Genomic DNA, 24,349 nt, shown 5'->3' with positions numbered 1-24,349 from the left:
TTATAGACCATAAGGTTAAAAATAAAACCAATTGGTTTTGTAAATGAACTTATGTGTTATATTTTGAACTTGATAGTAATATTGGTCTTTCCATGCAAGGCAAAAACTTTCTCGACGAGCACATGCCGATTAAAGGCGTATGGCAGCAACAAGGAACAGGAACGCTGACGTGGAGCGTTTTTTCGGTATATCACGCCACGCTGTGGACCGCAGGCGCGTTGCGGCTTGGTGCGAGCATGCCGGCAAATGACAGTTTCGCTTTGCAGTTTGCTTATTTGCGTAATGTGAGTGCCGAATCGATTCTGGATGCGAGTGAGCGCGAGATAACCCGCTTGAGCAAGCCTGCTTCCGAACAACTGACAGTCTGGATGCAAGCATTACGAGACATCATGCCTAATGCGGGACGTGGCGATGCGTTGTGGATGATTTTCCAGCGTGGTCGTTCGCTTACCTTGTTGAACGACAAAGCGACGTTGGGTTGTATTGAAGATGGTGCATTGACTGATGCCATGGCGCGTATCTGGTTTGATCCTGAATGCCACAGCCAGAATTTGCGTTTGGCTTTGTTGAAGGAAACGTGATGAGCGAAAAGCAGCGCATTGCGGTTATTGGTTCTGGTATTGCCGGCTTGGCTTCGGCATGGCTGCTTGCGCGCCAGCATCAAGTGACACTATTCGAGGCAAATTCCTATTTTGGTGGTCATACCCATACCGTGGATGTGACACTCGAAGGCATGACGGCACCTGTCGACACCGGTTTTCTTGTACACAACGATCTCACTTATCCCAATTTGATCGCCTTGTTTCATCATCTGGGTGTTCAGACGCATGAAACCAGCATGACTTTTTCGGTCGCGGTCGAAAAATGCGGCATCGAATGGGCGGGCAATAACCTCGATACCATTTTCTGCCAGCGTCGCAATCTGGTTCGTCCGCGTTTTTTGCGGATGTTAAAAGACATTTTGCGGTTCAATCGCCACGCAGAGATGTATCTGAAAGAAGTGGCAGAAACCGAATGCAGTCTGGGTGAATTGCTCAACAGGCAAGGCTACGGTACGGATATGCGTGAATGGTATCTGCTTCCGATGACAGCGGCGATCTGGTCTTGTTCGACGCAAGCCGTATTGGATTTCCCGGCAGCGACCTTCTTGCGTTTTTGTCTCAATCATCGCTTGTTGCAGATTAATGAGCGTCCAATCTGGAAAACCGTGCTGGGTGGCGCCCGCGACTATGTCAACCGCATGCTGCCCGATATTGCAGAAACTTATCTGGATTGCCCTGTATATGCGGTGCGGAGAAACGGGCAGGGCGTGATGGTCGATAGTGCTCAAGGAGCAGCGTGTTTTGATCAGGTCGTGATGGCCTGCCATGCGCCGAGCACGATGCAACTGCTGGATTGTAATCCCGAAGAGCGCGAGATCCTTGGTGCCTTTCGTACTCAGCCGAATCAGGCCGTGCTGCATACGGATATCTCGCAGCTGCCGCGCAACCGCAAGGCATGGGCAGCGTGGAATTATCGGATGGCCACCACCCAGCATGCCGATTATCCCGTTACGGTCAGCTATCTGCTGAATGCATTGCAACCATTACCGTGGCAAAGCCAGGTGATTGTGACGCTCAATCCTGATACGTCCATTTCTGATGAAGCTGTGCTCGGACGTTTTGAGTATGCGCATCCGCTGATGGACGCTGCTGCTATCAAGGCCCAACGCGCTTTGCCTGAGATCCAGGGGCGCGATCGTATCTGGTTTTGCGGAGCATGGAGTGGCTACGGTTTTCATGAAGATGGATTGAAATCCGCATTGCGGGTTGCACGCGGTTTCGGTATTCAGCCACCTTGGCAGGCTGTCTATGAATGATCGCGCTGTCATGGAAATCGGTATTGGTGAAGTGATGCATGCGCGCACGCGCCCATCCCGGCATCGTTTTGCCTACCCGATTTTCTGTTTGCGCATACCCTTGCACGCGCTGGAAGCAATCAGGAAAAAGAACAATTGGCTGTTTTCCCTCAACCGTCGCGGATTGCTTGCTTTTTTTGAGCGTGATCATGGTGATCGACAAGGCGATTTGCGACGCTGGATTGCAGGTGTCGTGAATGATGCTGGTCTCAAGCTACCTGATGGCGAGATTTGGCTGCAAGCCATGCCGCGCGTACTTGGCTATGTATTCAATCCTGTCAGTTTCTGGTATCTGCATGATCGCGACGGGCACTTACGCCTCATTCTCGCAGAGGTCAACAATACGTTCGGTGAGCACCATCAGTATCTGTTGTGTGCGGAAGGGAATGCACCTATTACGGCAAGCACGTCGCTCATCTGCAGCAAGAATTTTCACGTTTCACCGTTCTGCAAGGTCGGCGGGCATTATCGTTTTCGCTATCAGGGAGAAAATGGTCGACATCGCATGGCGATCGATTATTTCGATGAAGTGGAAGAGCACCATCCGTTGATTGTCACATCGATTGATTTGCAAACCTCACCGGCGACGGATAGCAATCTTCTCAAGGTGTTTTGTCAGATGCCTCTTCTGACTTTGGGTGTCGTCGTTCGTATTCATGTTCAGGCGTTGCGATTGTGGATCAAGAAGATACCGTTCTATTCGAAACCGGCGCCACCGTATCATTCGCTGACCAGAAACCAAAGGAATTCCGGCAATGAAAAGCAAATCTAGTCGTACACTTTCTTTTCCCAAGCCCGAGACGCTACCGCTAGCAGGACATTTGTTGTTTGCGATGTTCGAGCGTATCGAAGAAGGCACATTGGAGGTAACGACGCCAGATGGCGTCGTCCTGCGATTCGGAAACGGTTCAGGTATCCATGCGGATTTGGCGATCCATGACTGGCGCGCCGCGCGTCCGATGATGATGCAGGGCGACATTGGTTTTGCCGATAGTCTGCGACAAGGCTGGGTAAGCAGCCAAGGGCTACTGGAGTTGTTTCGTTTGGTAATACGTAATCAGCATGCGTTGGAACGTGCGCTGCATGGTAAATGGTGGGCGCTATTGCTACGTCGTCTCTCCCATCTATGGCTGAACAACAACAGCCGTTCTGGTAGCCGTCGCAATATTCAGGCGCATTACGATCTGGGAAATTCGTTTTATCAGTTATGGCTCGATTCGAGCATGACGTACTCTTCGGCATGGTTTGGCGACGATGAGCACGTGTCTTTGGACCGCGCGCAAAGCAACAAATACCAGCGCATTCTGGATGAGCTGGATGCACGGCCGGGCCAGCGTATTCTGGAAATTGGTTGTGGCTGGGGTGGTTTTGCAGAGCATGCGGCACGGCAAGGGATCAGTGTGCATGGCATTACGCTGTCTCCAGCGCAACTTGCCTTCGCCGAGCAGCGGATGCGCGAGGCGGGCCTCGACGACAGAGTCACGCTGACATTGCAAGATTACCGCGATGTTGACGCGCAATACGATCACATTGTCTCGATCGAGATGCTGGAAGCAGTCGGTGAGGCGCATTGGTCAACCTACTTTGCCATGTTGAAGCGCAGCCTAAAACCACAAGGCAAAATCGTCTTGCAATCGATCGACATTGCCGATGCACATTTCGCGCACTATCGCAGCAGCACCGATTTCATCCAGCAATTCATTTTCCCTGGCGGCATGCTGCCGAGTCCATCGATATTGCAGGCGCAGGCTGAGCGTGCTGAATTGCAATTGGAGCGTCATCAATCTTTCGGTCTAGATTACGCGCGCACCCTGCATCACTGGCGCCGTGCATTCATGTCACAACTTGATCAGGTACGCGCGCAGGGGTTCGACGATGCCTTCATTCGCTTGTGGGAGATGTACCTCACGTACTGCGAAGCAGGCTTCTTGGAACGACGTACGGACGTTGCTCTGTGGACGTTAAGCGAATGACCGACATCCAACGCTTCGTCCTGATGGATTTGATGTAGTCGACCGGCTGATATGGACGTTGCGCCAGGCGAGATTTTTCAGAGATGCTTAAGCTGCACGATGTCTGACGGTAGTAGCTGCTCGCACAGATGAGAGAACTTCTTCGATTAACAGCGGTTTTTGAATGACATCGAATACTGCTTCAGGTTGGTAAATGGGCAGCCTTCCACTTAACAGCACAACTGGAATATTTTCTAGGTCAGGATTCGCTTTGATCTGAAAGCAGAGACTAAGCCCGTCAAGACCTGGCATGTCTATGTCTGTAAGCACAACATCCGGTTTAAAAACCTTCGCTATTTCTATAGCGACTTGCCCATCTTGGGCTGCCAGAACTGTATACCCAGCTATTCTCAATGCCTCGGTAAGAGACTCCCGAGCGTCAGGATTGTCTTCGGCGATCAGTACTGTTGGCATCGGTGACCCACAAAAAAAACAGCATGTTGGCATTGGTTGAAAAAATAGAATGTACGCCAGCTCGCTCTGCGTACATGTTAGGTGGATTAATTTGGTTTCGTTTCAAAATAGCAGGCCTTTTCATGCCTAAAGCCATGCTAGATAGTTCTAGAGCGACCATTGAACACGTTTGCTGTTGATCAAGTTCGGACATCCACTATTGGCTAAAAAGCGGCATATTTCTTACTTCGATTCGTGACTCATGGCATTAGCTGCCAAGGTAGTCCGTTGTTTCTCTTGCTCTGCATTGCGTTCGCTGTATCGGTCAGTCAGATAATCCGACCGGTCGCGAACAAGTAGAGTGAACTTGTACAGCTCTTCCATCACATCTACCAATCTGTCGTAGTAACTGGAGGGCTTCATGCGCCCAGCCTCATCAAACTCTTCGAATGCCTTGGCAACTGAACTTTGGTTAGGAATAGTAACCATGCGCATCCAGCGGCCAAGTACACGCAACTGATTGACAGTATTGAAAGACTGGCTACCACCGCTCACCTGCATCACAGCCAGCGTTCGTCCTTGCGTCGGCCGTACACTCCCGACTTCGAGTGGTAACCAATCAATCTGGGATTTGAACACGCCTGTCATTGCACCGTGACGCTCGGGACTGCACCACACATGACCTTCGGACCATGCAGATAGATTGCGCAGTTCCTGCACTTTTGGATGGTCCGCTGGGCAGCTATCGACCATCGGCAAGCCAGCAGGGTCGAAGACCCTTGTTTCGGCACCAAAATGCTTCAGAATTCTTTCCGCTTCCAGCGTTAATAACTTGCTGTATGAACGCTCACGAAGCGACCCATACAGCAACAGAATTCTTGGTGGATGCGTGGATACGTTTGATGCGTCTAACTGTGCGTGCGTAGGTGTATCGAGTTGAGACGATACGTTGGGTAAGTCTGGATTGCTACTTGTCATGTCATTTCCCATTACTTGCAATACCTGCTTCGTACCAACGTTGTGACCGATTGACGATGCCGACGACGAGCAGCATGACCGGCACTTCTATCAGTACACCGACCACGGTGGCGAGTGCCGCACCTGATTGGAAGCCGAAGAGGCTAATGGCGGTCGCCACGGATAGCTCGAAGAAGTTCGATGCGCCAATGAGGCTGGATGGCCCAGCAACACAATGCGCTACACCAAGTTTGCGGTTTAATACGTAAGCCAGTCCTGAGTTCAGGAAGACCTGAATCAAGATAGGGATAGCAAGGATGCCGATAACAAGCGGTTGTTCGGTTATCGCTTCACCTTGGAATGCAAATAGCAAGACCAGGGTCAATAACAGCGCCGCTATCGAGAATGGTCCCAACTGCTGGCTCACCTTTGCCAAGGCATCAGGTCCTTGCTTAAGCAGTGCTTTTCGAATCATCTGCGCCAAGACAACCGGCACGATGATGTACAAGCCAACCGACGTGATGAGGGTATCCCACGGCACGGTAATGGATGCTATACCGAGAAGCAGTGCGACCAACGGCGCGAATGCCACCATCATGATGGCGTCATTCAATGCCACTTGCGACAGCGTGAAGTATGGGTCACCTTTGCATAGCTGACTCCACACAAACACCATCGCTGTACACGGCGCGGCAGCCAGCAAGATGAGTCCGGCAACATAGCTATCAATCTGGTCGGCGGGCAGCCAATCTGCGAACACGTGCCGAATCAAGAGCCAACCCAACAAGGCCATCGAAAAAGGCTTAATCAGCCAATTGATGACCAGTGTTACGCCGATGCCACGCCAATGACTTTTCACCTGCGAGAGTGCCGAGAAGTTGATTTTGACCAGCATTGGAATAATCATCACCCAGATGAGAAGTCCAACAGGCAGATTCACCTGTGCGACTTCCAGCTGCGCGATGAACTCAAACACGGATGGGAAGAGTTTCCCGAGGATGACACCTGCAACAATGCATAAGCCGACCCACAACGTTAGGTATCGTTCGAAGTTTCCCATCATCCCATCCTTAGCCAGCGACAGGCGTTGCCCCAATCTTCTGTATTTCTTGGTGGATGGAGTGCTTCTCCAATATGTTGTGCGGCAGGCTGACAAACGCGTTCACGCGAGCCATGATTTGCTTGAAGATGCGCTCAAAGGCTGCGCGCTTTTCTTCGTCAGTGCCTTCAACAGCTGCAGGGTCCTGAAATCCCCAATGTGCCGACGATGGATGACCTGGCCAGATTGGGCATACTTCGCCAGCCGCGTTGTCGCAAACCGTAATGATGAAGTCCATATGTGGCGCATCAGGGCCAGCGAACTCATCCCAGCTTTTACTGCGGAGGTTGTCCGTTGGATACCCAGTCTTTTTGACTTGTTCAATGGCAAACGGATTGACTACACCATTGGGATTGCTGCCTGCACTGTAACCCTTTAACAATCCATGACCCATTGTCGTCACGAGTGCTTCTGCCATGATGGAACGTGCCGAATTGCCGGTACAAAGAAATAAGATATTGAACTGCTTGTTAGACACGATTTTCCTTATGGGCGGGTAGTGCAGCGTGCGGATGCCCGCTGCTGATTAATTAGGGTGGACTGAATGTGAATGGCGTTTGATTACGCGCAGCCGCCTTCCGTTGAGCAGGCAACCTTTGAATCGGGGAAGCATGGATTGCCGCCGCAGCAGTTCTCGGTCAGATATCCAAGCAGTCCATTCATCGCGCTGAAGTTCGCTGCATAGATGAGTGAACGACCTTCGCGTACTTGCGTCACCAAGTCAGCATGCAAAAGCTCTTTGAGATGGAAGGACAGTAGGGATGGTGCAATGCTCACACCTTCCGCAATTAGAGATGCGGATAGTCCTGTAGGGCCTGCCTGTACCAAGAGACGGAAGACAGCTAAGCGTGTTTCCTGCGCCAGTGCACTGAGTGCGACGACAACGGATTTTTGGTTCATTTCAATAATCCTTGAAATATTAATTTCAAGATTAGTTGAAATATTGAATTTATGCAAGCAACCTGTCTTCCTAGGGCGATGGTGGAAAATTTGGGTCTCCCAAACGCAATGTCTTCATCATCCATACATACATACTGCTCCCATGGAAGCAGCCGCGCGTTTCTGATTGAGCTCACCGCATTCAAATTGGCCTAGCCGATGGTGATTGCACCGAAGCCGACACACTTAACGGGGTAATTTGTACCCAATGCTGACCAATGTATAGGCCACATTCTCACTTACTGAAATTAGTGGGGGGATGGAGTTATCGACGTGGCATTACTTGGAATCGTTCGACGCCGGCACCTACGTGACTGGGTCTCATTGAGAGAGATCGCAAGACGATTAGGGATCTCTAGAAACACCGTCAGACGGTATTTGAGGGCTGAAACCATAGAGCCCTCCTATGCTGGCAGGCGATCGAGCACATCTCTCGATACCTATGCATTGAAGCTGACTACCTGGTTAAAAACCGAGGCGGCGAAGTCGCGCAAACAAAAAAGGTCGTTAAAGCAGATGCATATCGATCTATGCGCACTGGGCTATGAAGGGTCTTACGATCGCGTTGCTGCCTTTGCTAGGCAGTGGAAAGTGGATCAGTTCGAGAGGGTCAATTTAGCGAGCAAATCTACAAGTAAGTAAATGGAATTACTGTACACGCGCTCTCGCGTATCAAAAACGGCCTAAATATTTGCGATAGCTCTGAGTTAGCGGATTAAATTCAGCCCCAAATGAAAATCGACAACCAGTTCACACTTAGCTGAACAAAATTCCCATTTAACTGAAAATCGACAGTCGGCAAGCTGTGCGAGTCGATCAAATATTCGCCATAATGCCGCAGCACAAAAACGACACTTGCATAAAGCACTGTTTTTTTATACAGTATGTTTGTTTTCGCAGGCTGCTTGGCCGGCATCCCTTACCTAACCGCCGAAAGAAACTTCATGGACGACAAAAAGAACGTACCGAGCTCGGAAAAGAGCAAAGCACTCGCCGCCGCGCTGGCGCAGATTGAAAAGCAGTTCGGCAAGGGCTCGGTGATGCGCATGGAAGATGGCGCAGTCGTCGAAGAAGTGCAGGTTGTCTCGACCGGTTCGTTGGGGCTGGATATTGCACTCGGCGTCGGTGGCTTGCCACGCGGTCGTATCGTTGAGATTTATGGTCCGGAATCGTCGGGCAAAACCACGCTGACGCTGCAAACCATCGCCCAGATGCAGAAACTCGGCGGAACATGCGCATTCATCGATGCTGAACACGCACTGGATGCTGTCTATGCGCAAAAACTCGGTATCGATATGTCGCAACTGCTGGTGTCGCAGCCGGATACGGGAGAGCAGGCGCTGGAGATCTGTGATGCGCTCGTGCGTTCCGGCGCTGTCGATCTGGTTGTCATCGACTCGGTTGCGGCGCTGACGCCAAAAGCCGAAATCGAAGGCGATATGGGGGATTCCCTCCCAGGTTTGCAGGCACGTCTGATGTCGCAGGCGCTGCGCAAGCTGACCGGCAGCATCAACCGTACCAATACGCTGGTGATCTTCATTAACCAGATTCGTATGAAGATCGGTGTCATGTTCGGCAATCCGGAAACGACGACTGGCGGTAATGCACTCAAGTTCTATTCGTCCGTGCGTCTGGATATTCGTCGTACCGGCTCCATCAAATCCGGCGATGAAGTGATCGGCAATGAAACCCGTGTCAAGGTCGTCAAGAACAAGATCGCGCCACCCTTCAAGGAAGCGCATTTCGACATTCTTTATGGAGAAGGCACGTCGCGCGAAGGCGAGATTCTCGATCTGGGTGCTGATAACAAGGTCGTCGAAAAATCGGGTGCCTGGTATAGCTACAGCGGTGAACGTATCGGTCAGGGCAAGGACAACGCACGCAACTATCTGAAAGAACGTCCGGAGTTGGCGCACGAAATCGAGAACAAGGTGCGTGATGTATTGGGTGTGCCGCAACTGCCGGCACTGAAGGCCGATGCCCCAGCCAAGAAGGCCGCGGCAAAGGAAGCCAAGGAAATCAAGGAAGTCGAATGATTGTCACGATCGTCTGATCGCATCGTGATAGTTCGTTCAGTAACGCCCGTGCGGAGAGCTCAATGGCAAAAATCCAGTTGAGTCTCAAGGCACGGGCGTTGCGCTATCTGGCTGCACGCGAACACAGCCGCCAGGAGCTAGGTCGCAAACTGGCACGCTACGCACAGGAAGACGACGATATCGAAGCCTTGCTCGATACGCTGCAAGCAGCGCGTTACCTGTCTGAACAGCGCTTTTCAGAATCGCTGATCAATCGTCGCGCTGCACGTTTCGGCAATAGCCGCATCCTGTCCGAACTAAAGAGTCACGGTCTTGATGCCGCGACGATCGACGATGCACGTACAGGGCTGGAAGATGAAGCGGTACGCGCTGCGGAAGTCTGGCAAAGAAAATTCGGTTCCCCACCAACCGATCCCAAAGAACGCGCGCGTCAGATGCGCTTTCTGTTGCAGCGCGGGTTTTCTCAGGGGACGATCCGCAAGGTGTTGCAAAACGCCGGGCGCGCAGATGACGGTAAGGAAGAAAACGAAGAGAGCTAACAGGGACGTGCCTGTAAAGACATGTTTGCTTCACTCCTTGAAACAAGAGAAGCGTAGCGGGGCATCTTCGTCTGAATGACGGAATCAGCCGCGCGCTTCGCTCAATGCAATCGTCAGATTCTGTACTTTTTTCTTAAGCTGATCGCGTTCTTCCACCAATTCTGCAACCAGTTTTTGCAAGCGATGAATTTCGATTTGCTCAGGGCTGGCATCTTCAGGCAGGGGCGGCAGATCGATGGAAGGTTTGCGCGGTGCTTTTGCCTGGCGTACCTGTCGTGCCGCTTCTCGCAATTCCTTTTTTCCACCTGCAACCGCCTCCACCTGTTTTTCTTCAGGCAAAGTGGCAACGGCTGCTGCCGCATTGATTGAAATGGTGCCGGTCTTGACCGCTTTGACCAGTTCCGGCGCGGCAGATTTCTGGATCTTCTCAATCTGGTTCAGCGTGGTACTGCTGAGTCGTGCGGTACGTGCCATCGACTCGCGCGACGGCACACTATCCTTCTTCGGCCTTTCGATTCCTTCTTGCGACCCTGTTGTATCAGCTTGCGATGGCACAGCAAGTTCTTCCTGCCGCTGCGACAGAATTTCCTTCTTGCGCAATGCGAGTACACCCCGTTGGAAATCCGATACGCTGCGCCGCCCCAGATGATTGTCGATCATCCATAGGTACACATCGTCCATTGACTGAAATTGCGTGTTTTGCACCGTATTGAATGGCAAACCATGTTGTTGACAAATGCCATAACGATTGTGCCCATCTACCAGAACGTTTCCCCATAAAACCAGTGCATCGCGACAACCTTCGGTGAGCAGACTGCGTTCGAGGGCTGCATGTTCATCCGCCGTCAGTGGATCGATGTAGGCACGAAGTTCTTCCTTGATGAGGATGTTCATAGTGAATAGAGAAAATCTGAAGGGGCGTTAGTTTAACTCTCGAATCTATATGTTGCGCACTTCAAAAAAGTGTAGGCGGTAGTTTCACCTATGCATGGAGCACCGGAGCATCAGGAAGCCTCAACTTTAGCAAGAGCAACATCAGCAGTGACTACGCCAGCGTGACGGAAACCAGCGGTATCAAGGCAGGCGATGGTGGATTCCAGGTTGTGGTGGGCGGCAACACCGACCTGAAAGGTGCGGTCATCGCCAGTACGGAGAAAGCTGTTCAGGACAACAAGAACAGCCTCCAGACAGACAGCCTCACCACCAGCGATATTCAGAACAAAGCTGATTACAAGGCTGATGCTAAGGGCATATCGTTAGGTGCTGGCAGTTCAGGAGGTGTTCCCAACATAAGTGGTGGAGGGGTTGGCTCGGATAAGGGGCATTCGGCTAGCACCACACAATCCGGTGTTAGTGGTATTGCGGGTAACAAAAATGTTCGAACAGGTGATGCAGAGGCTGGTATTCCGAAGATATTTGATGCGGAGAAAGTACAGAAGGAAATCAATGCACAGGTCCAGATTACGCAAGCCTTTAGCCAACAGGCAAGTAAGGCTGTTGCTGATTATGTTCAAAGTGAAAGAAAGGTATTAAGAGACGCATTTGTAGAGGCATCTAAGGGTGGGGATGAGGATAAAAAAATCATCATTCAAAAGCAGCTTGATGATCTGCTATTGCAAGAGCGCATCATGAATGTGTTGATTGGCGCCGTAACGGAGATGGGGACATCTGCATTAACGAAAGAATCTTTATCGGTAGCCGCAGATAAAATGCGTGAAATTGCCATCGAAAACTCCTTGTTATTTAAAGGCATCATCGATGGGGAAGACGAGTTCAGCAATTTCCGAGAAGGAAAAAGCACAGGGATACGTGGTGATGGAAAGGGAACAGGAGGGACACGTGCTGATCTGGATAATATCTGTGGACTGAGTAACGAGCGATGCATCACAAAAAAAGATGAGAATGGAAATGAAGTTCTCGCTCTAAAGGATGGGAAGATTCAGTGGAAGAGAGAGGGGGCGAATGGAAAGTCACTTTATAAGTATCTTCAATCCCCAGAAGGTCAGGCAGCAGCAGGAAAAACGGGAGGTATTCAAGGTTGGACAGGAACATTGTTTGGCTATGAGTATGCAGCAGGAAGTTGGCAAGACAAGCTGATCGAAGCTTTTGGAGGCACGCACGACTTCATTGGTGGACAGATAACAGGACTATATGATGAACAAGGGAATACTAAGCGAGGTATGTCAGATACGGAGCGCCTTGTACGAGATCGGATATCTGAGTTGGCCTTGATTCCATCAGCCCCATTTGCTGCGGCAGAACTACTGCCACCGGAAGTTTGGAACGCCATTTCTATTTTTTTAAAGGCTTCAAAATGAAGAATGGATTATGTTGGGCCAGCACAATATCTTCCTGTTTATTGCTGCAAGGCTGTTTCTGCATGGGATGCTTTGTGCCGCAATTGCCATCTCCACCAAAACCTTATAGAGACTATTGGATTAAACAATCCATGACAGACGAGGCACGTAAGGTTGATTGGATAGAGTGTGGAGGAAGTGCTAACGGTAATTTTTCTTGGCACGTCAAAAGAATGCTTCCTGGTGAGACGGATGACGCTTCATATCATCGCCAATCTTCAGAACTGAAGGCTTGTTTGTCACAACGTGGCTACACCTATCAAATCGATCGTAAATAGGAATTTTGAATGACTTCAAAAATCTGATCGAAACGAAAGCCCGTTTCACCAACTGCGGTAGTGGCTGGGCATTGACTACACCTTCGCCGCAGAAAACAACATCAACCTTCTTTCCGCAAAAAGTACCGCTAAACAACACAGCACCAACAAAAGCAGCAGCGGCAGTATCGGCATCAGCTTTGGTACGGACGGATTCCGTATCACTGCCCTGCCAGTGCCGGTCGCGGCAATGCCGACGGCAAAGACGTCACTTGGACCAACACCCATGTCAACGCAGGGAATCAACTGGCACTCGTATCAGGCAAAGATGCCAACCTGATCGGCGCTGTCGCCAGTGGTAAGCAAGTCACTGCCGATGTCGGAGGCGACCTCAACATCCAAAGCCTGCAAGACACCAGCGAATACGACAGCAAACAAAAGAATGTCGGTGGCAGTATCACCATTGGTGCCGGTGTCTCAGGCAGTATCAGCTACAGCAAAAGCAAAGTCAGCAGCGACTACGCCAGGGTGACGGAAACCAGCGGTATCAAGGCAGGCGATGGTGGCTTCCAGGTTGACAAGTTCATGCCTATTCAGCGATGACCACGCGAACGGCGATTGAACATGCCGCGGAATTGCCGGCTCTATTGCGGTAGCCTTCATGCCCTCGCTTGCGATGCCTGGATGCAGTATTCGTCTTCACACGAGATGCAGGTTTCAGATATCAACAGTTGCAGATAACTTCGCGGTCAGTATTTGACGTGTTTGGGATTTGGGTGTGATGAAAACAAGTTCTCTGTGATGACGCGAATAATTTCGGACAAGTATCTGCCAATATTTATACCAACGAGCTGTTAGCTTGCACGATCAGTTCGGATGGATGCTCTATGGTTGTGCGGCTGCCAAGCGGGATCAAATGCCGGCAGAGTCACTAGCGAAGCCCGAAGTACTAGCGTCAGCAGCGAAAAGCAAGCCATTCGTCTCTGACCGCAAGCATTTGGATGCTTGAATGGGGCATCATGTCATGCCTGAGTAAATCGCTGGTATTGCCAAGAATAAAATTGGCTTTTTGTGGACCCAGGAAAGAATTGCGGAAAAAAACAAAACGGCTCTCGAATTATCGAGAGCCGTTTTTTTATTGATGGTGCCCGGGGCCGGAATCGAACCGGCACGCCTTGCGGCGGCGGATTTTGAGTCCGCTGCGTCTACCAATTTCACCACCCGGGCTTGTTGGATTGGCCGTCAGACGGCGCAATGTGCAAGCCGCATATTATGCTTGAAACCCATTGTTTCGGCAAGATCAACGTAACTTTTGGATCATTCTTTCTTGGCAGGGTTGTCGCTGATGCGTTCGTACAGACGGAAACGTTCATTGCGGTCCGCAGGGCGGCGGCCAAGCCAGATCAGTTTCCATTGCTTGTTGTCACGCGTCATGGTGGTGGGCGAGTCGTCGCCGCGATGATGGTCTTGCAGCAGGTAATAGCTGCAATTGCGTTCACCAACATGCGCAAAATGCAGTTTGCCAAAGTAGGCGAAGGAGGACCGTTGCGAAGCGCCGACATTGGTGGAAACGCAGAGATGATCGTCCGGCAGGATCTTGTCCACTTCGCGTGCGACGCTTGCATAGCTCTTGATGTAATTACCCCATGGCAGCCAGAGCGTCATCAGCAACAGCCAGCACAGGATGATGCCGCCTGAGGAGAGAACAACGGCGCGCCACATAACCGTCGGGCGGCGCGAGACGCGCCAGTAGACGATCCACAACCAGGCTGCAGTGGCGATGGCGGCAAACAGCAATGTCCAGAAGCTGAAATCGGGTTTGAAGCCTGGCGCGATCTTGAATGCATTCTTGGCGATCTGTGCCGGCCAGCCTGTTTGTTTGGCCAGCCAGCCAAGCCAGATGAAGACCGCACAGGTTGACAGCATCATGACCGAGAACCAGTCCACGGCGTTGATGGCGCCGCGTTTCATGGTCGGCAGACCGAAAGCCGCGAGAATGGCGAGCATCGGCAGCAAAGGCAGCAGGATGGCTTCTTCGCCAGAAGGATTGAGCAATGCCAGTATCACCAAGGCACTGAAGAATGCGAGCGGCAAGGTGATGTGCAGCGCTTCATACTGGCGACGCCAGGCGTAAACGGCCCAGATGGCGAACGGCCAGGCTGGCCAGGCAAACCAGATCGCATTCTTGAAAAAATACTTGGTGGTCGAGAGTGTCGGAATGCCGAGTTGTTGCCAGTTCCAGTCCAGCCAGCCTTGATTGGGCAGCCCGCCGAATGGTTGGTAAACCTGATTGGCAAACAGCCACAGTGCGGGGATGCCGACAGCAAGTGGCAGGGAAAACAGCACAAGTCGCAGCGAAATCAGGCGTGCATTGACCAGCGACAGCGCGAGTACGGCAAACCAGATACCGGCAGGGATGACCCAGCCGCGCGTGATGGCAAGCAAACCGAGGATCAGACCCAGCAGCAATGCGCTACGGAAGGAGCGCGATTCAAACAGGCGGGCGGCGGCATACAGCGAATACGCAATCAGCGAGACTTGCAAGGCTTCGGCGGTGGTGCTGTGCGCATGCACGAGCAAGCCTAGGCAGCCGAGGTAGATCAACAGCGCGCCATCGGCCAGCATGCGACCGAAATCCTTTGGTTCCGGCTGGCCGCCAAAAGCCAGGCGCATAGGTTGCGCTTCGGGGCGACGACCCAGCAGATAGGTGGTGTACCAGACGGCGGTCGAACCGAGCAGGAAGAACAGGATAGGGGCAATGCGCGCCGCCATCGGGTCGCCGACAATACTGCCGAACAGCATGATGCAGATTGCACCCAGCCAGTAAGCGAATGGCCCTTCCGCTGTCATTGGCAGGCCGACGATGTGCGGCGATAACCAATCGTTGAACGAGCCATGCGCCATCGTCCACATGATGCCGAAACCCGATGCGTCATCCGGTTTCCACGGATCGCGGCCTACCAGTCCCGGCAGAATATAGAGCAGGCACAGCGCGAACAGTGCCCAGCGCGGCAGAGCCTTGGCGGCGGAAGCGGGAATGCGGACTGGCTTCATGAAGGGGAGAAGGTTGATGTTCTTGTTTCGGCGTTATTGTGCCGCAAAAGTTCTGCCATGGTCGTGCGGTTGATGTGCGTTTCCAAAGCGGAGATAACAAAAAAGGCAGCCGCAGCTGCCTTTCGTGCTTTCGAACCAGTCGATTATTCTGCGACTTGGGTCTTGGAACCGACGGAACCGAACTTCTTACGGAACTTGTCGACGCGGCCAGCGGTATCGACGATCTTGTGCTTGCCGGTGTAAAACGGATGCGATTCCGACGTCACTTCAAGCTTGATCAGTGGATATTGCTTGCCTTCGAATTCGATGGTTTCCTTGGTCTGGATGGTCGAACGCGTGATGAATTTCCAGTCGTTGGACATGTCCTGGAACACGACTTCGCGGTAATCTGGGTGAATGCCTTCTTTCATGCTTGCCTCTAAATGTGTGAGTAGCCAATCGTCACTTCGTCGGTCTGCACAGCCTCTTGACCCGATTGTCGATCACTTGCCCGGTTGGAAATAGCCGCAGATTATACAATGAAATCAGGACCTTGCGACAAAGCATGCGCGCGTTTTGCGCCTTTGTACGTATGCGCAATCCGCCATTACGTGGCATTTTGAACACTTCTTTTACGAAAAAAGCCCGTAAAACCGGGCTTTTGTATATGTAGTGTCGGTCGATCAGGAATTGCCGCGACGCATCATGTCGAAGAATTCGCTGTTGTTCTTCGTCGCCTTCATCTTGTCGAGAATGAATTCCATCGCCTCGATTTCATCCATGTCGTACATGAGCTTGCGCAGCACCCAGATTTTTTGCAGTTGATCCGGTTTGATCAGCAACTCTTCGCGGCGCGTGCCGGATTTGGAGAGGTTGATTGCCGGATAGACGCGTTTCTCTGCCAGGCGGCGTTCCAGATGCACTTCCATGTTGCCGGTGCCCTTGAATTCTTCGTAGATCACGTCATCCATGCGCGAGCCGGTTTCGATCAGGGCGGTGGCGATGATGGTCAGCGAGCCGCCTTCCTCGACATTACGCGCAGCACCGAAGAAGCGTTTCGGGCGTTGCAGGGCGTTGGCGTCCACACCGCCGGTCAGCACCTTGCCCGAAGCCGGGATTACGGTGTTGTAGGCGCGCGCCAGACGGGTGATCGAATCCAGCAGGATGACCACATCCTTCTTCATTTCGACCAGGCGCTTGGCTTTTTCCAGCACCATTTCGGCGACTTGTACGTGACGCGTAGCCGGTTCGTCGAAGGTCGAGGCCACCACTTCGCCGCGCACCGAGCGCTGCATCTCGGTCACTTCTTCCGGACGTTCATCGATCAACAGCACGATCAATGCCGAATCGGGATGGTTGGTCGTGATGGCATGCGCAATGTGTTGCAGCATCACGGTTTTGCCGGATTTCGGCGGTGCCACCAGCAGACCGCGCTGGCCCTTGCCGATTGGTGCGATCAAATCGATGATGCGGCCGGTGATGTTTTCCTCGCCGCGCATTTCGCGTTCGAGGTGCAGCAGTTTGTTCGGATGCAGTGGCGTCAGGTTTTCGAACAGGATGCGGTGCTTGGACGCTTCCGGTGGTTCACCGTTGACCTTGTCCACCTTGACCAGCGCAAAGTAACGCTCGCCGTCCTTGGGAGTACGCACTTCGCCTTCGATCGAATCGCCGGTGTGCAGATTGAAGCGGCGAATCTGCGATGGCGAGATATAGATATCGTCGGTCGAGGCCATGTAGCTGGCATCGGGCGAGCGCAAGAAGCCGAAACCGTCAGGCAGCACTTCCAGTGCGCCGTCGCCAAAAATCTGTTCGCCGGCCTTCGCGCGTTTCTTGAGAATCGCGAACATCAGTTCCTGCTTGCGCAGGCGCGCAGCGTTGTCGATGTCGAGGCTGATGGCCATTTCCAGTAGGGCGGAGACGTGGAGGGCCTTTAATTCGGATAAATGCATAGTCGTGCGTGTGTCCCGGACGGGAAAAATAAGAGGTGGGGGAGGGAACTGCGGTGAGTGCTACTGCTGTCTCGTTAAAACTTGTTGGACTGTTTGTGCTGTGATTGCTCTTTGAGCCATCTGTGCGATGCGGTATTCGTTCAACGGCGATGCGGGCGCATCGCCGTTTCCTGCAACCGTCGATCGATCAGATATTGCTGTCGATGAAGGCCGTCAATTGACCTTTGGCCAAAGCGCCGACTTTCTGCGCTGCAGGAGCTCCATTCTTGAACAGGATCAGCGTCGGAATGCCGCGAATGCCGAATTTGCCTGGAACCGCTTGATTGGCGTCCACATCCATCTTGGCGATCTGGATCTTGCCGGCATATTCCTTGGCAACTTCTTCCAGGATCGGCGCAATCATCTTGCACGGACCGCACCATTCCGCCCAGAAGTCCACGAGGACTGGCAGATCGGATTTGAGAACGTCGGTTTCAAAAGACGAATCGCTAATGTGTTTGATGTTTTCGCTCATGTTTGCCTCGGTGGGAGGAGTAGGAAAAATTAGGGAATGAATCAACGCCTTGATGACGTACCGTGTAACGGTCCTGTTCGCGTACTGTTGATGCAACAACAGATGGCGACGATACGGTTTGGTTCAAGTATTTTTGGGGAGCGTACCGGAAGTAGTCAGGCGGGGTCTGCGCAAATCATAACCCAATTTCATCAAAAGTGTGGGATTGCCTATAAAATTTCAAAAGCACTGTGAGCTACATCACATAGAATGCGCGGACGGCCCTTTGCCGCGCCACTTTCTCGACCTTTCCACCGCGTGAATCCAGCCGTCGCCCAACCGATCGATACCGTTTATTTGCCATCCTCTGCCCGCTTCTGGGACGAGGCTGCGCGTACCGTGCTGGGGCAATCGCTGCCGGACTATCGGAATAAGGCGACAGTCGTCGATTTATCCGGCATACGCGTTCTGGTTTCGACGTTCGAGCACATCCAGTTGCTGCGGCAAGCCCTGGCACGGGAAGTCGGCCGCGCCTTCATCCCACCCGTGATCATGACGCCGGGCGCAGCCATCGGCATGCTGCCGCCGTCTGTCGGCGTGACGGCGACCGCATCGAGCGAGCGCCTGATGATGTTGTATGCCTCGCTGCGGCAGCATGGCTGGCTCAAGAAACTTTTCACGGCACGCCGCAATACCGATTTGTTGCCGCTGGCCGAAACGCTGCTGACCTTGTCGGACGAGTTGACGCAGACATGGTTACCGGCGCTACAGGGCAGCCCCGATGCGGCCGATGCACAATGGCAGGCAGCACTCGCGCAACTGTCACCGCAGGCCCGCACACTGCTGTCGGATGAAACGCAACTGGTATGGACTATCTGGAAAAGCCAGCTTGACGCCAGCGATGCGATTGCGCTGCGCTTTGCGCGCATGCGCGAACTGGCTACCCATGCCGATCAGCCACTGTTCTGGATCAGCCCGGTTGCAGCGGATGCCATGGAGCAGGCATTTCTAGCGGAATGGCAGGCGCGTCAGCACGTAACGATCATCACGCTCGATTGGCGTGCCGCTGCCATCGCACCCATATGGCAGCGTGCGTGGCAGGAAGTCGCCGAGCACAGTGATGAGCAGAATAATGAGCAGGCGCGCGGCGACGAACAGGGCATGATGTGCGAGCACGATCAGCTCGCTCACGCTGACATCGCGACACCCGGCCACCTGCAGCTTTTCGAGGCCGACAGCCTGGAAGACGAGGCACGCGGTGGCGCGCAGGCCATCATCGCGTGGTTGCAGCAAGGCTTGCAGCATATTGCGATCGTCGCGCAGGATCGCGTGGTGGCGCGGCGCATGCGCGCACTGCTGGAGCGTGCGCAGATTCAGGTGGCTGACGAAACCGGATGGAAACTGTCTACCACGCGTGCCGCCGCTGCCGTAGCCGCCTGGGCCGAACTCGTGGCGTCGCAGGCGGAAACCGTAGGCCTGCTCGATTTTCTCAAATCGCCTTTCGTGTTTGCCGAGTTGGCAGACAAGGGCGACCAACTGATCTTCATCGAAACCGTCCTGCATCGCGCTAATGTCTTGGGTGGTTGGGATGCCGTAGTGGCTGCCTGCGCCCGCGCGCCGGAGGCGCAGTGGCTGCTGCAGCGCTTGCGTGCTGAAGCGATGCGCCATGCCGGTCGTCGTCGTCTCTGCAACTGGCTGGCCGACACGCGCGCCACATTCGATGCCATCGGCATGACAGATGCCTTGCTCAAGGATGAAGCCGGCCGTCAGGTGCTGGATCTGTTCGATCTGATCGAGCGCGATTGCGCTGCAGTCGATCAGGATTTCTCGTTTGCCGAGTGGCGTGCTTTCCTGAATCTGCAACTGGAAGCCACGGCATTTGTGCAACCACGTCGCGATAAACGCGTGGTCATGCTGCCACTCAATGGCGCACGCCTGCGCAGTTTCGATGCCGTGCTGCTGGTGGGGGCCGATGCTGAACATCTGCCGTCGCGACCAGTGGAAACGTTGTTCTTTGCCAATGCCGTGCGTGCCGAACTCGGGCTTGCCACGCGTGAAAGCCGCCAGCGCCAGCAACTGCGTGATGTGGTGGAGCTGCTGTCTGCCAATCCGCGCATCATCATGTCGTGGCAGGCGCATCGCAATGGCGAACCCAATTTACCCAGTCCGTGGCTGCAAAGACTTGAGCTGGTATTGCAGCAGGCGGGATTGCCGCTGCTGGTGCGTTATCAACCTGTCTTGCCTCTGCGCAGTTTAACGACAGCGCTGCCTCGCATGCCTGCACCGGCAGCGCCTTTGTTACGGCCTCAGAAGTTATCGGCCAGCGGCTATAACAGTCTGGTTGCCTGCCCGTATCAATTCTTTGCAACGCGCATGCTCAGGCTCTCGGGGCTGGATGAGTTATCCGAATTGCCGGAAAAGCGCGATTACGGTGACTGGCTGCATCGCATTCTTGCCTTGTTCCATGAGTCCTTGCGTGACCATCCTGTGTCTGGCGAGGCACGTGCAGCATTGCTGCAGGCGATTTCGGATCGCGTATTCGGCGAAGAACTCCAGCGCAGCGCCGCAGCGTTGGGCTTTCAGGCGCGCTGGCAAAAGAACATGCCGGCCTATCTGGAGTGGGTGGCGGCGCGCGAAGCTGAAGGATGGCAATTCATGCTTGGCGAAGAGCAGGCACAGAAAGTCCTGCAATGGGCCGAGGGCAGCATCGTGCTGCATGGTCGCATCGATCGTATCGATGCCGATGCGCAAGGCGCACAGGTCGTGCTCGATTACAAAAGTACGTCGGCTGAAGTGCTGAAGAAGCGGCTCGACAAGGGAGAAGATCAGCAGTTGCCGTTTTACGGTTTGCTGTCGCCAACGCCCTTGGCAGGCGCCGCCTACGTGCCGCTAGAACAAAGCCGCGAACGCATTGCCGAAGTCGCCGCGGAGGAATTCGATGCCTGGCAGCGTGCGCTCGAACAACGCATCGTCGCCAGCATGCAGGCGATCGATCGCGGTGCGGCGATGCCAGCCAGCGGGCCAGCGTCGGTTTGCCAGTACTGCGATGTACGTGGCTTGTGTCGCAAGGGAGCATGGTGATGCACGATATGCCTCGCGCCTATGAAATCAACCAGCAGCCGGTTGATGCTGCGCAGTTTGTGGCAACGGCGTGTGATCCTGCACGTTCCGTGGTGGTCGAGGCGTGCGCCGGTAGCGGCAAGACATGGCTGCTGGTTGCACGCATCCTGCGTTTGCTGCTGGCCGGGGCCGAACCGGCGCAGGTACTGGCCATTACCTTCACACGCAAGGCGGCGCAGGAGATGCACGAGCGCTTGTTGCAGCTACTCGAAGAACTCGCCGTTGCCGATGACGACAAGGCCAGGGTGCTGCTCTGCGAGCGTGGTATTGCCGAAGCCGAGCTACCGACCATGTTGCCGCAGGCACGTGCTTTGTATGATCGCGTGTTGCGCAGTCCGCAGGGTTTGTCGATCGATACTTTCCATAGCTGGTTCTTGCGCCTGATCCAGATTGCGCCACTGGCGTCCGGCGTGCCGCATGGTTACGGCTTGGCGGAATCGACAGGCGAGCTGGCGGCCGACACCTACGGCCGTTTCATGCAATTGCTGCAGCAGGACGAACAGGCGGCCGTCAAGCAAGCCTTGCTGACCTTATATGCGCATGTGGGCGATGGTCGTGTGCGTGATTTGCTGAACAGCTTTATCGACAAGCGTGCCGAATGGTGGGCCACGATCGAAGCAGGCGAAGCACCGCTTGAGATGTTGCGCACCTTGTGCGGTGACGATCTTGAGCAGGATGCACGCCTGGCTGTCTGGCAGGATGAAAGATTGCATATGCGCCTGTTGCGCGTGGCAAGCCTGCTCGGTCAGGGCAGTAGCGAAAACCAGAAACGTGCCACAGCCATCGAGAAGCCCTTGTCCGAAGGCGCAAGTCTGGAGAACTTTGCGCTGCTGGCGAATGAATTCTTCGATACCAGCGGCAAGCCGCGCAAAAATCGTGTGACCAAAGATTTGACCAAGGCGGTCATCGCGGCGTTGGGTGAAGACGGCATGCAGGCATTCCAGACAGAATTTGAACAACTGGGCCAAGCGCTTATGCATTGCATGCAGCGCAGCAACGAGAAGCGCGTCTTCGCCTTCAACGAAGCCCTGTTCACTGTCGGCAGTGCATATCTCGATATTTATCAGAGTGTGAAGGCCGAGCAGCGTGTATTCGACTTTGCCGATCTCGAATGGCATGCGTGGCGTCTGCTGGCCAACAGCGAGCATGCAGCCTATCTGCAAAGCCGTCTCGATGCCCGTTATCGCCACGTGCTGCTTGACGAATTTCAGGACACCAATCCGTTGCAATGGAACATCGTGCAGGCATGGCTGGCGGCTTACGGCGACGATGTGCAACGACCCAGCATGTTCGTGGTCGGCGACCCCAAACAATCGATTTACCGTTTTCGTCGTGCCGAACCGCGTGTGTTCCGCGCCGCGCTTGATCTGCTGACGCAACAGGGGGCCGCCGCTCTGCGCACCAACCAGACGCGACGCAATGCGGCCGGTATCGTTGATGCCATCAATCTTGCCTTGCAAGACAATCCGCTTTATCACGCACAGACGACACTGAATGCAGACGAAGGCACGGTATGGCGTCTGCCGCTGATCGAGCAAGAAGATACAGAAAAAGCAGTCTGGACGCCTGCGCAATTGCGCGATCCACTGACCACGGCGCGTGAAGAGGAAGAGGATGCGCGTCGTCTGGAAGAGGGGCAACAGGTAGCGCGCGCCTTGAGGGAAGCCATGATGCAACGGCCTGGTACGCGCTGGTCCGATGTCATGTTGCTGGTCAAGAAACGCACGCATCTGAACGCCTACGAAACCGCGCTGCGCGAAGTCGGGATTCCTTTTGCTTCCGATCGTCGCGGCGGTTTGCTCGATTCGCTTGAAATCGCCGATCTGATCGCCTTGTTGACCTTCCTGATCACGCCGCATGACGATCTGGCATTGGCGCATGTGCTGAAGTCGCCGATTGTCGGTGCCGACGACGAAGACCTGATTTCACTGGCGGAGAGAAATGACAAAGCGGAGCGCAGTTGGTGGGACCGTCTCTGCCAGGCAGTAACGGGCTTGACATCGCCCGCATTACAACGCGGCCAGGCCTTGTTGCAACGTTGGCTGGAAGTAATGCCGCATCTGCCCGTGCATGATTTGCTCGATCGCATCCTGCATGAAGGCCAGATTGTCGAGCGCTACGTGCAAGCAGCTTCGCCGCTGGTGCGCAGTCAGGTGTGCGGCAATATCGAAGCATTTACCGAATTGGCGCTGAACATGGATGCCGGTCGTTATCCGAGCCTGCCACGTTTCATCGATGCGCTGCGACGCTTGCGTTCGTCGGCGGAAAGCGATGCACCGAACGAAGCGGATATCGATGCAGCGGCCGATGCCGTACGCATTCTGACGATTCATGGTGCTAAGGGGCTGGAAGCATCCATCGTCGTCATGCTGGACACGAATCACAGTACGGATGCGGCAGACAGCCTCGGCATCCTGTGCGACTGGCCGCAGGGCAGTCCGCATCCCACACATTTCTCTGCCTATCATCGCAAGAACGAGCGCGGCGCCGCCCGCAATGACTTGTTTGAAGAAGAAGAACGTTTGGGGGAGCAGGAAAACTGGAATCTTCTCTATGTAGCTGCCACGCGCGCGCGCCATCTGTTGATCGTCAGTGGCGTCGCCAACGGCAGCAAAGGCATCAAGGAAGACAGTTGGTACGCGCGCTTTGCCGCAAGTGAAACGCGTGCACCGGTTGATCAGGGTGCAGAAGAGTTTGCAACCGAGCAGGGCATTGAATTTGACTGGCCGGTTTTTGCGCCGCCGCCCATGCCGCCTGAGACGATGGCGATGCCCGCGCCCGTTGCATCCGAAGAAATCGACGAAGGCATTGCCTTGCATGCGTTGATGGAAAGACTCACGCATCGTTCGCAATGGCCGCTGGCTGCGATCGATCCGGCAATCGTTGCAGCCTGGCTACCTTGCAAACCGGCGCTGGCAGAAATTGTCAGCGCACAGGCACAAGCCATTGTGTCGCAGCCGGCTTTGGCACAGTTTTTCGATCCGGCGCAATATCGTTTTGCGCGCAATGAGATGGAAATCGTTACCGATGACGGCACTGCGCGTTTCGATCGCATTGTCATGTTCGACGATGCGCTGTGGATTCTCGATTACAAACGCAATCTGCTCGACAGCGAGCGACTGGCTTATGCGCAGCAACTGGCGCGTTATCGCACGGCTGCTTCGCTGGTATTTCAAAACGTGCCGATTCGCACGGCGTTGATTACCGTGGACGGGCAGTTGATCGAAATCGATTGACGGAAATGGATTGAGGCTGTGGCAACGCTCTT

The 24,349-nt window shown here is 53.9% G+C and carries 20 protein-coding genes, 1 tRNA gene and 2 pseudogenes; 12 read left to right on the top strand and 11 right to left on the bottom strand.

Annotated elements, in window-relative coordinates; genetic code table 11:
• Positions 1-92 precede the first annotated feature (92 nt).
• The 4 genes from QZ725_RS11545 to QZ725_RS11530 are packed head-to-tail and all read left to right on the top strand — an operon-like array spanning position 93 to position 3,870.
• Positions 93-581: a chalcone isomerase family protein gene (locus QZ725_RS11545; protein WP_293779643.1), complete on the top strand. Its 489-nt coding sequence runs from the start codon at positions 93-95 to the stop codon at positions 579-581.
• Positions 581-1,858, top strand: a complete 1,278-nt coding sequence (locus QZ725_RS11540; RefSeq protein WP_293779641.1) for an FAD-dependent oxidoreductase — start codon at positions 581-583, stop codon at positions 1,856-1,858. The genes QZ725_RS11545 and QZ725_RS11540 overlap by 1 nt, the downstream gene beginning before the upstream one ends.
• The gene (locus tag QZ725_RS11535; protein WP_293779639.1) at positions 1,851-2,669 is read left to right on the top strand and encodes a DUF1365 domain-containing protein; all 819 of its coding nucleotides are present in this window, start codon (positions 1,851-1,853) and stop codon (positions 2,667-2,669) included. The genes QZ725_RS11540 and QZ725_RS11535 overlap by 8 nt, the downstream gene beginning before the upstream one ends.
• The gene (locus QZ725_RS11530; protein WP_293779637.1) at positions 2,653-3,870 is read left to right on the top strand and encodes a cyclopropane-fatty-acyl-phospholipid synthase family protein; all 1,218 of its coding nucleotides are present in this window, start codon (positions 2,653-2,655) and stop codon (positions 3,868-3,870) included. The genes QZ725_RS11535 and QZ725_RS11530 overlap by 17 nt, the downstream gene beginning before the upstream one ends.
• 87 nt (positions 3,871-3,957) lie before the next feature.
• Here QZ725_RS11530 and QZ725_RS11525 read toward each other — a convergent pair whose 3' ends face one another.
• From QZ725_RS11525 to QZ725_RS11505, 5 genes are all read right to left on the bottom strand, one after another.
• Positions 3,958-4,323, bottom strand: a complete 366-nt coding sequence (locus QZ725_RS11525; protein ID WP_293779634.1) for a response regulator — start codon at positions 4,321-4,323, stop codon at positions 3,958-3,960.
• Between the two features lie 222 nt (positions 4,324-4,545).
• Positions 4,546-5,280, bottom strand: coding sequence for an arsenical resistance protein ArsH (gene arsH / locus QZ725_RS11520; protein WP_293779632.1), 735 nt, complete (start codon positions 5,278-5,280; stop codon positions 4,546-4,548).
• A 1-nt stretch (position 5,281) separates the two neighbouring features.
• Positions 5,282-6,319, bottom strand: coding sequence for an ACR3 family arsenite efflux transporter (gene arsB / locus QZ725_RS11515; protein WP_293779630.1), 1,038 nt, complete (start codon positions 6,317-6,319; stop codon positions 5,282-5,284).
• A gap of 10 nt (positions 6,320-6,329) precedes the next feature.
• Positions 6,330-6,836 (bottom strand): arsenate reductase ArsC, encoded by a 507-nt coding sequence (locus QZ725_RS11510; RefSeq protein ID WP_293779628.1) that lies wholly within the window; start codon positions 6,834-6,836, stop codon positions 6,330-6,332.
• Between the two features lie 83 nt (positions 6,837-6,919).
• Positions 6,920-7,258, bottom strand: coding sequence for a helix-turn-helix domain-containing protein (locus tag QZ725_RS11505; protein ID WP_293779685.1), 339 nt, complete (start codon positions 7,256-7,258; stop codon positions 6,920-6,922).
• 312 nt (positions 7,259-7,570) lie between these two features.
• Between QZ725_RS11505 and QZ725_RS11500 the strand changes: the two are divergent.
• The 3 genes and pseudogenes from QZ725_RS11500 to recX form a co-directional block, all read left to right on the top strand.
• A pseudogene (locus QZ725_RS11500) lies at positions 7,571-7,885 on the top strand (helix-turn-helix domain-containing protein); the annotation flags it as partial.
• A 356-nt stretch (positions 7,886-8,241) separates the two neighbouring features.
• Positions 8,242-9,333, top strand: a complete 1,092-nt coding sequence (gene recA / locus QZ725_RS11495) for a recombinase RecA (protein WP_293779626.1) — start codon at positions 8,242-8,244, stop codon at positions 9,331-9,333.
• A gap of 62 nt (positions 9,334-9,395) precedes the next feature.
• Entirely contained in the window at positions 9,396-9,872 is a 477-nt protein-coding gene (gene recX / locus QZ725_RS11490; protein WP_293779624.1) for a recombination regulator RecX, read from the top strand.
• 84 nt (positions 9,873-9,956) lie between these two features.
• Here the strand turns inward: recX and QZ725_RS11485 are convergent, their stop codons facing one another.
• Positions 9,957-10,766: a hypothetical protein gene (locus QZ725_RS11485; protein WP_293779622.1), complete on the bottom strand. Its 810-nt coding sequence runs from the start codon at positions 10,764-10,766 to the stop codon at positions 9,957-9,959.
• A gap of 161 nt (positions 10,767-10,927) precedes the next feature.
• On the opposite strand from QZ725_RS11485, the gene QZ725_RS11480 reads away from it, so the two are divergent.
• From QZ725_RS11480 to QZ725_RS11475, 3 genes and pseudogenes are all read left to right on the top strand, one after another.
• Positions 10,928-12,190 (top strand): hypothetical protein, encoded by a 1,263-nt coding sequence (locus QZ725_RS11480; protein ID WP_293779620.1) that lies wholly within the window; start codon positions 10,928-10,930, stop codon positions 12,188-12,190.
• 381 nt (positions 12,191-12,571) lie between these two features.
• Positions 12,572-12,649, top strand: a pseudogene (locus QZ725_RS14970) (hypothetical protein); the annotation flags it as partial.
• Positions 12,650-12,699: 50 nt separating this feature from the next.
• Positions 12,700-13,089 carry a hemagglutinin repeat-containing protein gene (locus QZ725_RS11475; RefSeq protein WP_293779683.1) on the top strand — a complete coding sequence of 130 codons (390 nt, stop codon included), beginning with the start codon at positions 12,700-12,702 and terminating at the stop codon, positions 13,087-13,089.
• A 539-nt stretch (positions 13,090-13,628) separates the two neighbouring features.
• Here QZ725_RS11475 and QZ725_RS11470 read toward each other — a convergent pair.
• The 5 genes from QZ725_RS11470 to trxA form a co-directional block, all read right to left on the bottom strand.
• Positions 13,629-13,713 (bottom strand) — tRNA-Leu (locus tag QZ725_RS11470).
• Between the two features lie 90 nt (positions 13,714-13,803).
• Positions 13,804-15,540, bottom strand: a complete 1,737-nt coding sequence (locus tag QZ725_RS11465) for a glycosyltransferase (RefSeq protein WP_293779618.1) — start codon at positions 15,538-15,540, stop codon at positions 13,804-13,806.
• Between the two features lie 143 nt (positions 15,541-15,683).
• Positions 15,684-15,950: a type B 50S ribosomal protein L31 gene (locus tag QZ725_RS11460; protein ID WP_293779616.1), complete on the bottom strand. Its 267-nt coding sequence runs from the start codon at positions 15,948-15,950 to the stop codon at positions 15,684-15,686.
• A 252-nt stretch (positions 15,951-16,202) separates the two neighbouring features.
• The gene (gene rho / locus QZ725_RS11455) at positions 16,203-17,468 is read right to left on the bottom strand and encodes a transcription termination factor Rho (protein WP_293779614.1); all 1,266 of its coding nucleotides are present in this window, start codon (positions 17,466-17,468) and stop codon (positions 16,203-16,205) included.
• A gap of 187 nt (positions 17,469-17,655) precedes the next feature.
• Positions 17,656-17,982, bottom strand: a complete 327-nt coding sequence (trxA, locus tag QZ725_RS11450) for a thioredoxin TrxA (protein ID WP_293779612.1) — start codon at positions 17,980-17,982, stop codon at positions 17,656-17,658.
• Between the two features lie 297 nt (positions 17,983-18,279).
• Between trxA and QZ725_RS11445 the strand changes: the two genes are divergently transcribed.
• Together QZ725_RS11445 and QZ725_RS11440 are read left to right on the top strand one after the other, a co-directional pair.
• Complete coding sequence (locus tag QZ725_RS11445; RefSeq protein ID WP_293779610.1) at positions 18,280-21,042, top strand: PD-(D/E)XK nuclease family protein; 2,763 nt, start codon at positions 18,280-18,282, stop codon at positions 21,040-21,042.
• A complete protein-coding gene (locus QZ725_RS11440; protein ID WP_293779608.1) occupies positions 21,042-24,317 on the top strand; it encodes an exodeoxyribonuclease V subunit beta in 3,276 nt (1,091 codons plus the stop codon). Before QZ725_RS11445 ends, QZ725_RS11440 begins: the two co-directional genes overlap by 1 nt.
• Positions 24,318-24,349 lie beyond the last annotated feature (32 nt).

The sequence above is a fragment of the uncultured Oxalicibacterium sp. genome, assembly GCF_913776015.1.
In the GTDB taxonomy this organism is placed as follows: Bacteria; Pseudomonadota; Gammaproteobacteria; order Burkholderiales; family Burkholderiaceae_D; genus Oxalicibacterium.
Note: the sequence above shows the minus strand (reverse complement) of the source record. Positions and strands in the feature narration are given on the sequence as shown.

Bases quoted from the DNA above. Each gene is read 5' to 3' on its own strand.
- QZ725_RS11545 (WP_293779643.1), top strand. From the start codon at position 93: ATGCAAGGCAAAAACTTTCTCGACGAGCACATGCCGATTAAAGGCGTA.
- QZ725_RS11540 (WP_293779641.1), top strand. From the start codon at position 581: ATGAGCGAAAAGCAGCGCATTGCGGTTATTGGTTCTGGTATTGCCGGC.
- QZ725_RS11535 (WP_293779639.1), top strand. From the start codon at position 1,851: ATGAATGATCGCGCTGTCATGGAAATCGGTATTGGTGAAGTGATGCAT.
- QZ725_RS11530 (WP_293779637.1), top strand. From the start codon at position 2,653: ATGAAAAGCAAATCTAGTCGTACACTTTCTTTTCCCAAGCCCGAGACG.
- QZ725_RS11525 (WP_293779634.1), bottom strand. From the start codon at position 4,323: ATGCCAACAGTACTGATCGCCGAAGACAATCCTGACGCTCGGGAGTCT.
- arsH (WP_293779632.1), bottom strand. From the start codon at position 5,280: ATGACAAGTAGCAATCCAGACTTACCCAACGTATCGTCTCAACTCGAT.
- arsB (WP_293779630.1), bottom strand. From the start codon at position 6,319: ATGGGAAACTTCGAACGATACCTAACGTTGTGGGTCGGCTTATGCATT.
- QZ725_RS11505 (WP_293779685.1), bottom strand. From the start codon at position 7,258: ATGAACCAAAAATCCGTTGTCGTCGCACTCAGTGCACTGGCGCAGGAA.
- recA (WP_293779626.1), top strand. From the start codon at position 8,242: ATGGACGACAAAAAGAACGTACCGAGCTCGGAAAAGAGCAAAGCACTC.
- recX (WP_293779624.1), top strand. From the start codon at position 9,396: ATGGCAAAAATCCAGTTGAGTCTCAAGGCACGGGCGTTGCGCTATCTG.
- QZ725_RS11485 (WP_293779622.1), bottom strand. From the start codon at position 10,766: ATGAACATCCTCATCAAGGAAGAACTTCGTGCCTACATCGATCCACTG.
- QZ725_RS11465 (WP_293779618.1), bottom strand. From the start codon at position 15,540: ATGAAGCCAGTCCGCATTCCCGCTTCCGCCGCCAAGGCTCTGCCGCGC.
- QZ725_RS11460 (WP_293779616.1), bottom strand. From the start codon at position 15,950: ATGAAAGAAGGCATTCACCCAGATTACCGCGAAGTCGTGTTCCAGGAC.
- rho (WP_293779614.1), bottom strand. From the start codon at position 17,468: ATGCATTTATCCGAATTAAAGGCCCTCCACGTCTCCGCCCTACTGGAA.
- trxA (WP_293779612.1), bottom strand. From the start codon at position 17,982: ATGAGCGAAAACATCAAACACATTAGCGATTCGTCTTTTGAAACCGAC.
- QZ725_RS11440 (WP_293779608.1), top strand. From the start codon at position 21,042: ATGCACGATATGCCTCGCGCCTATGAAATCAACCAGCAGCCGGTTGAT.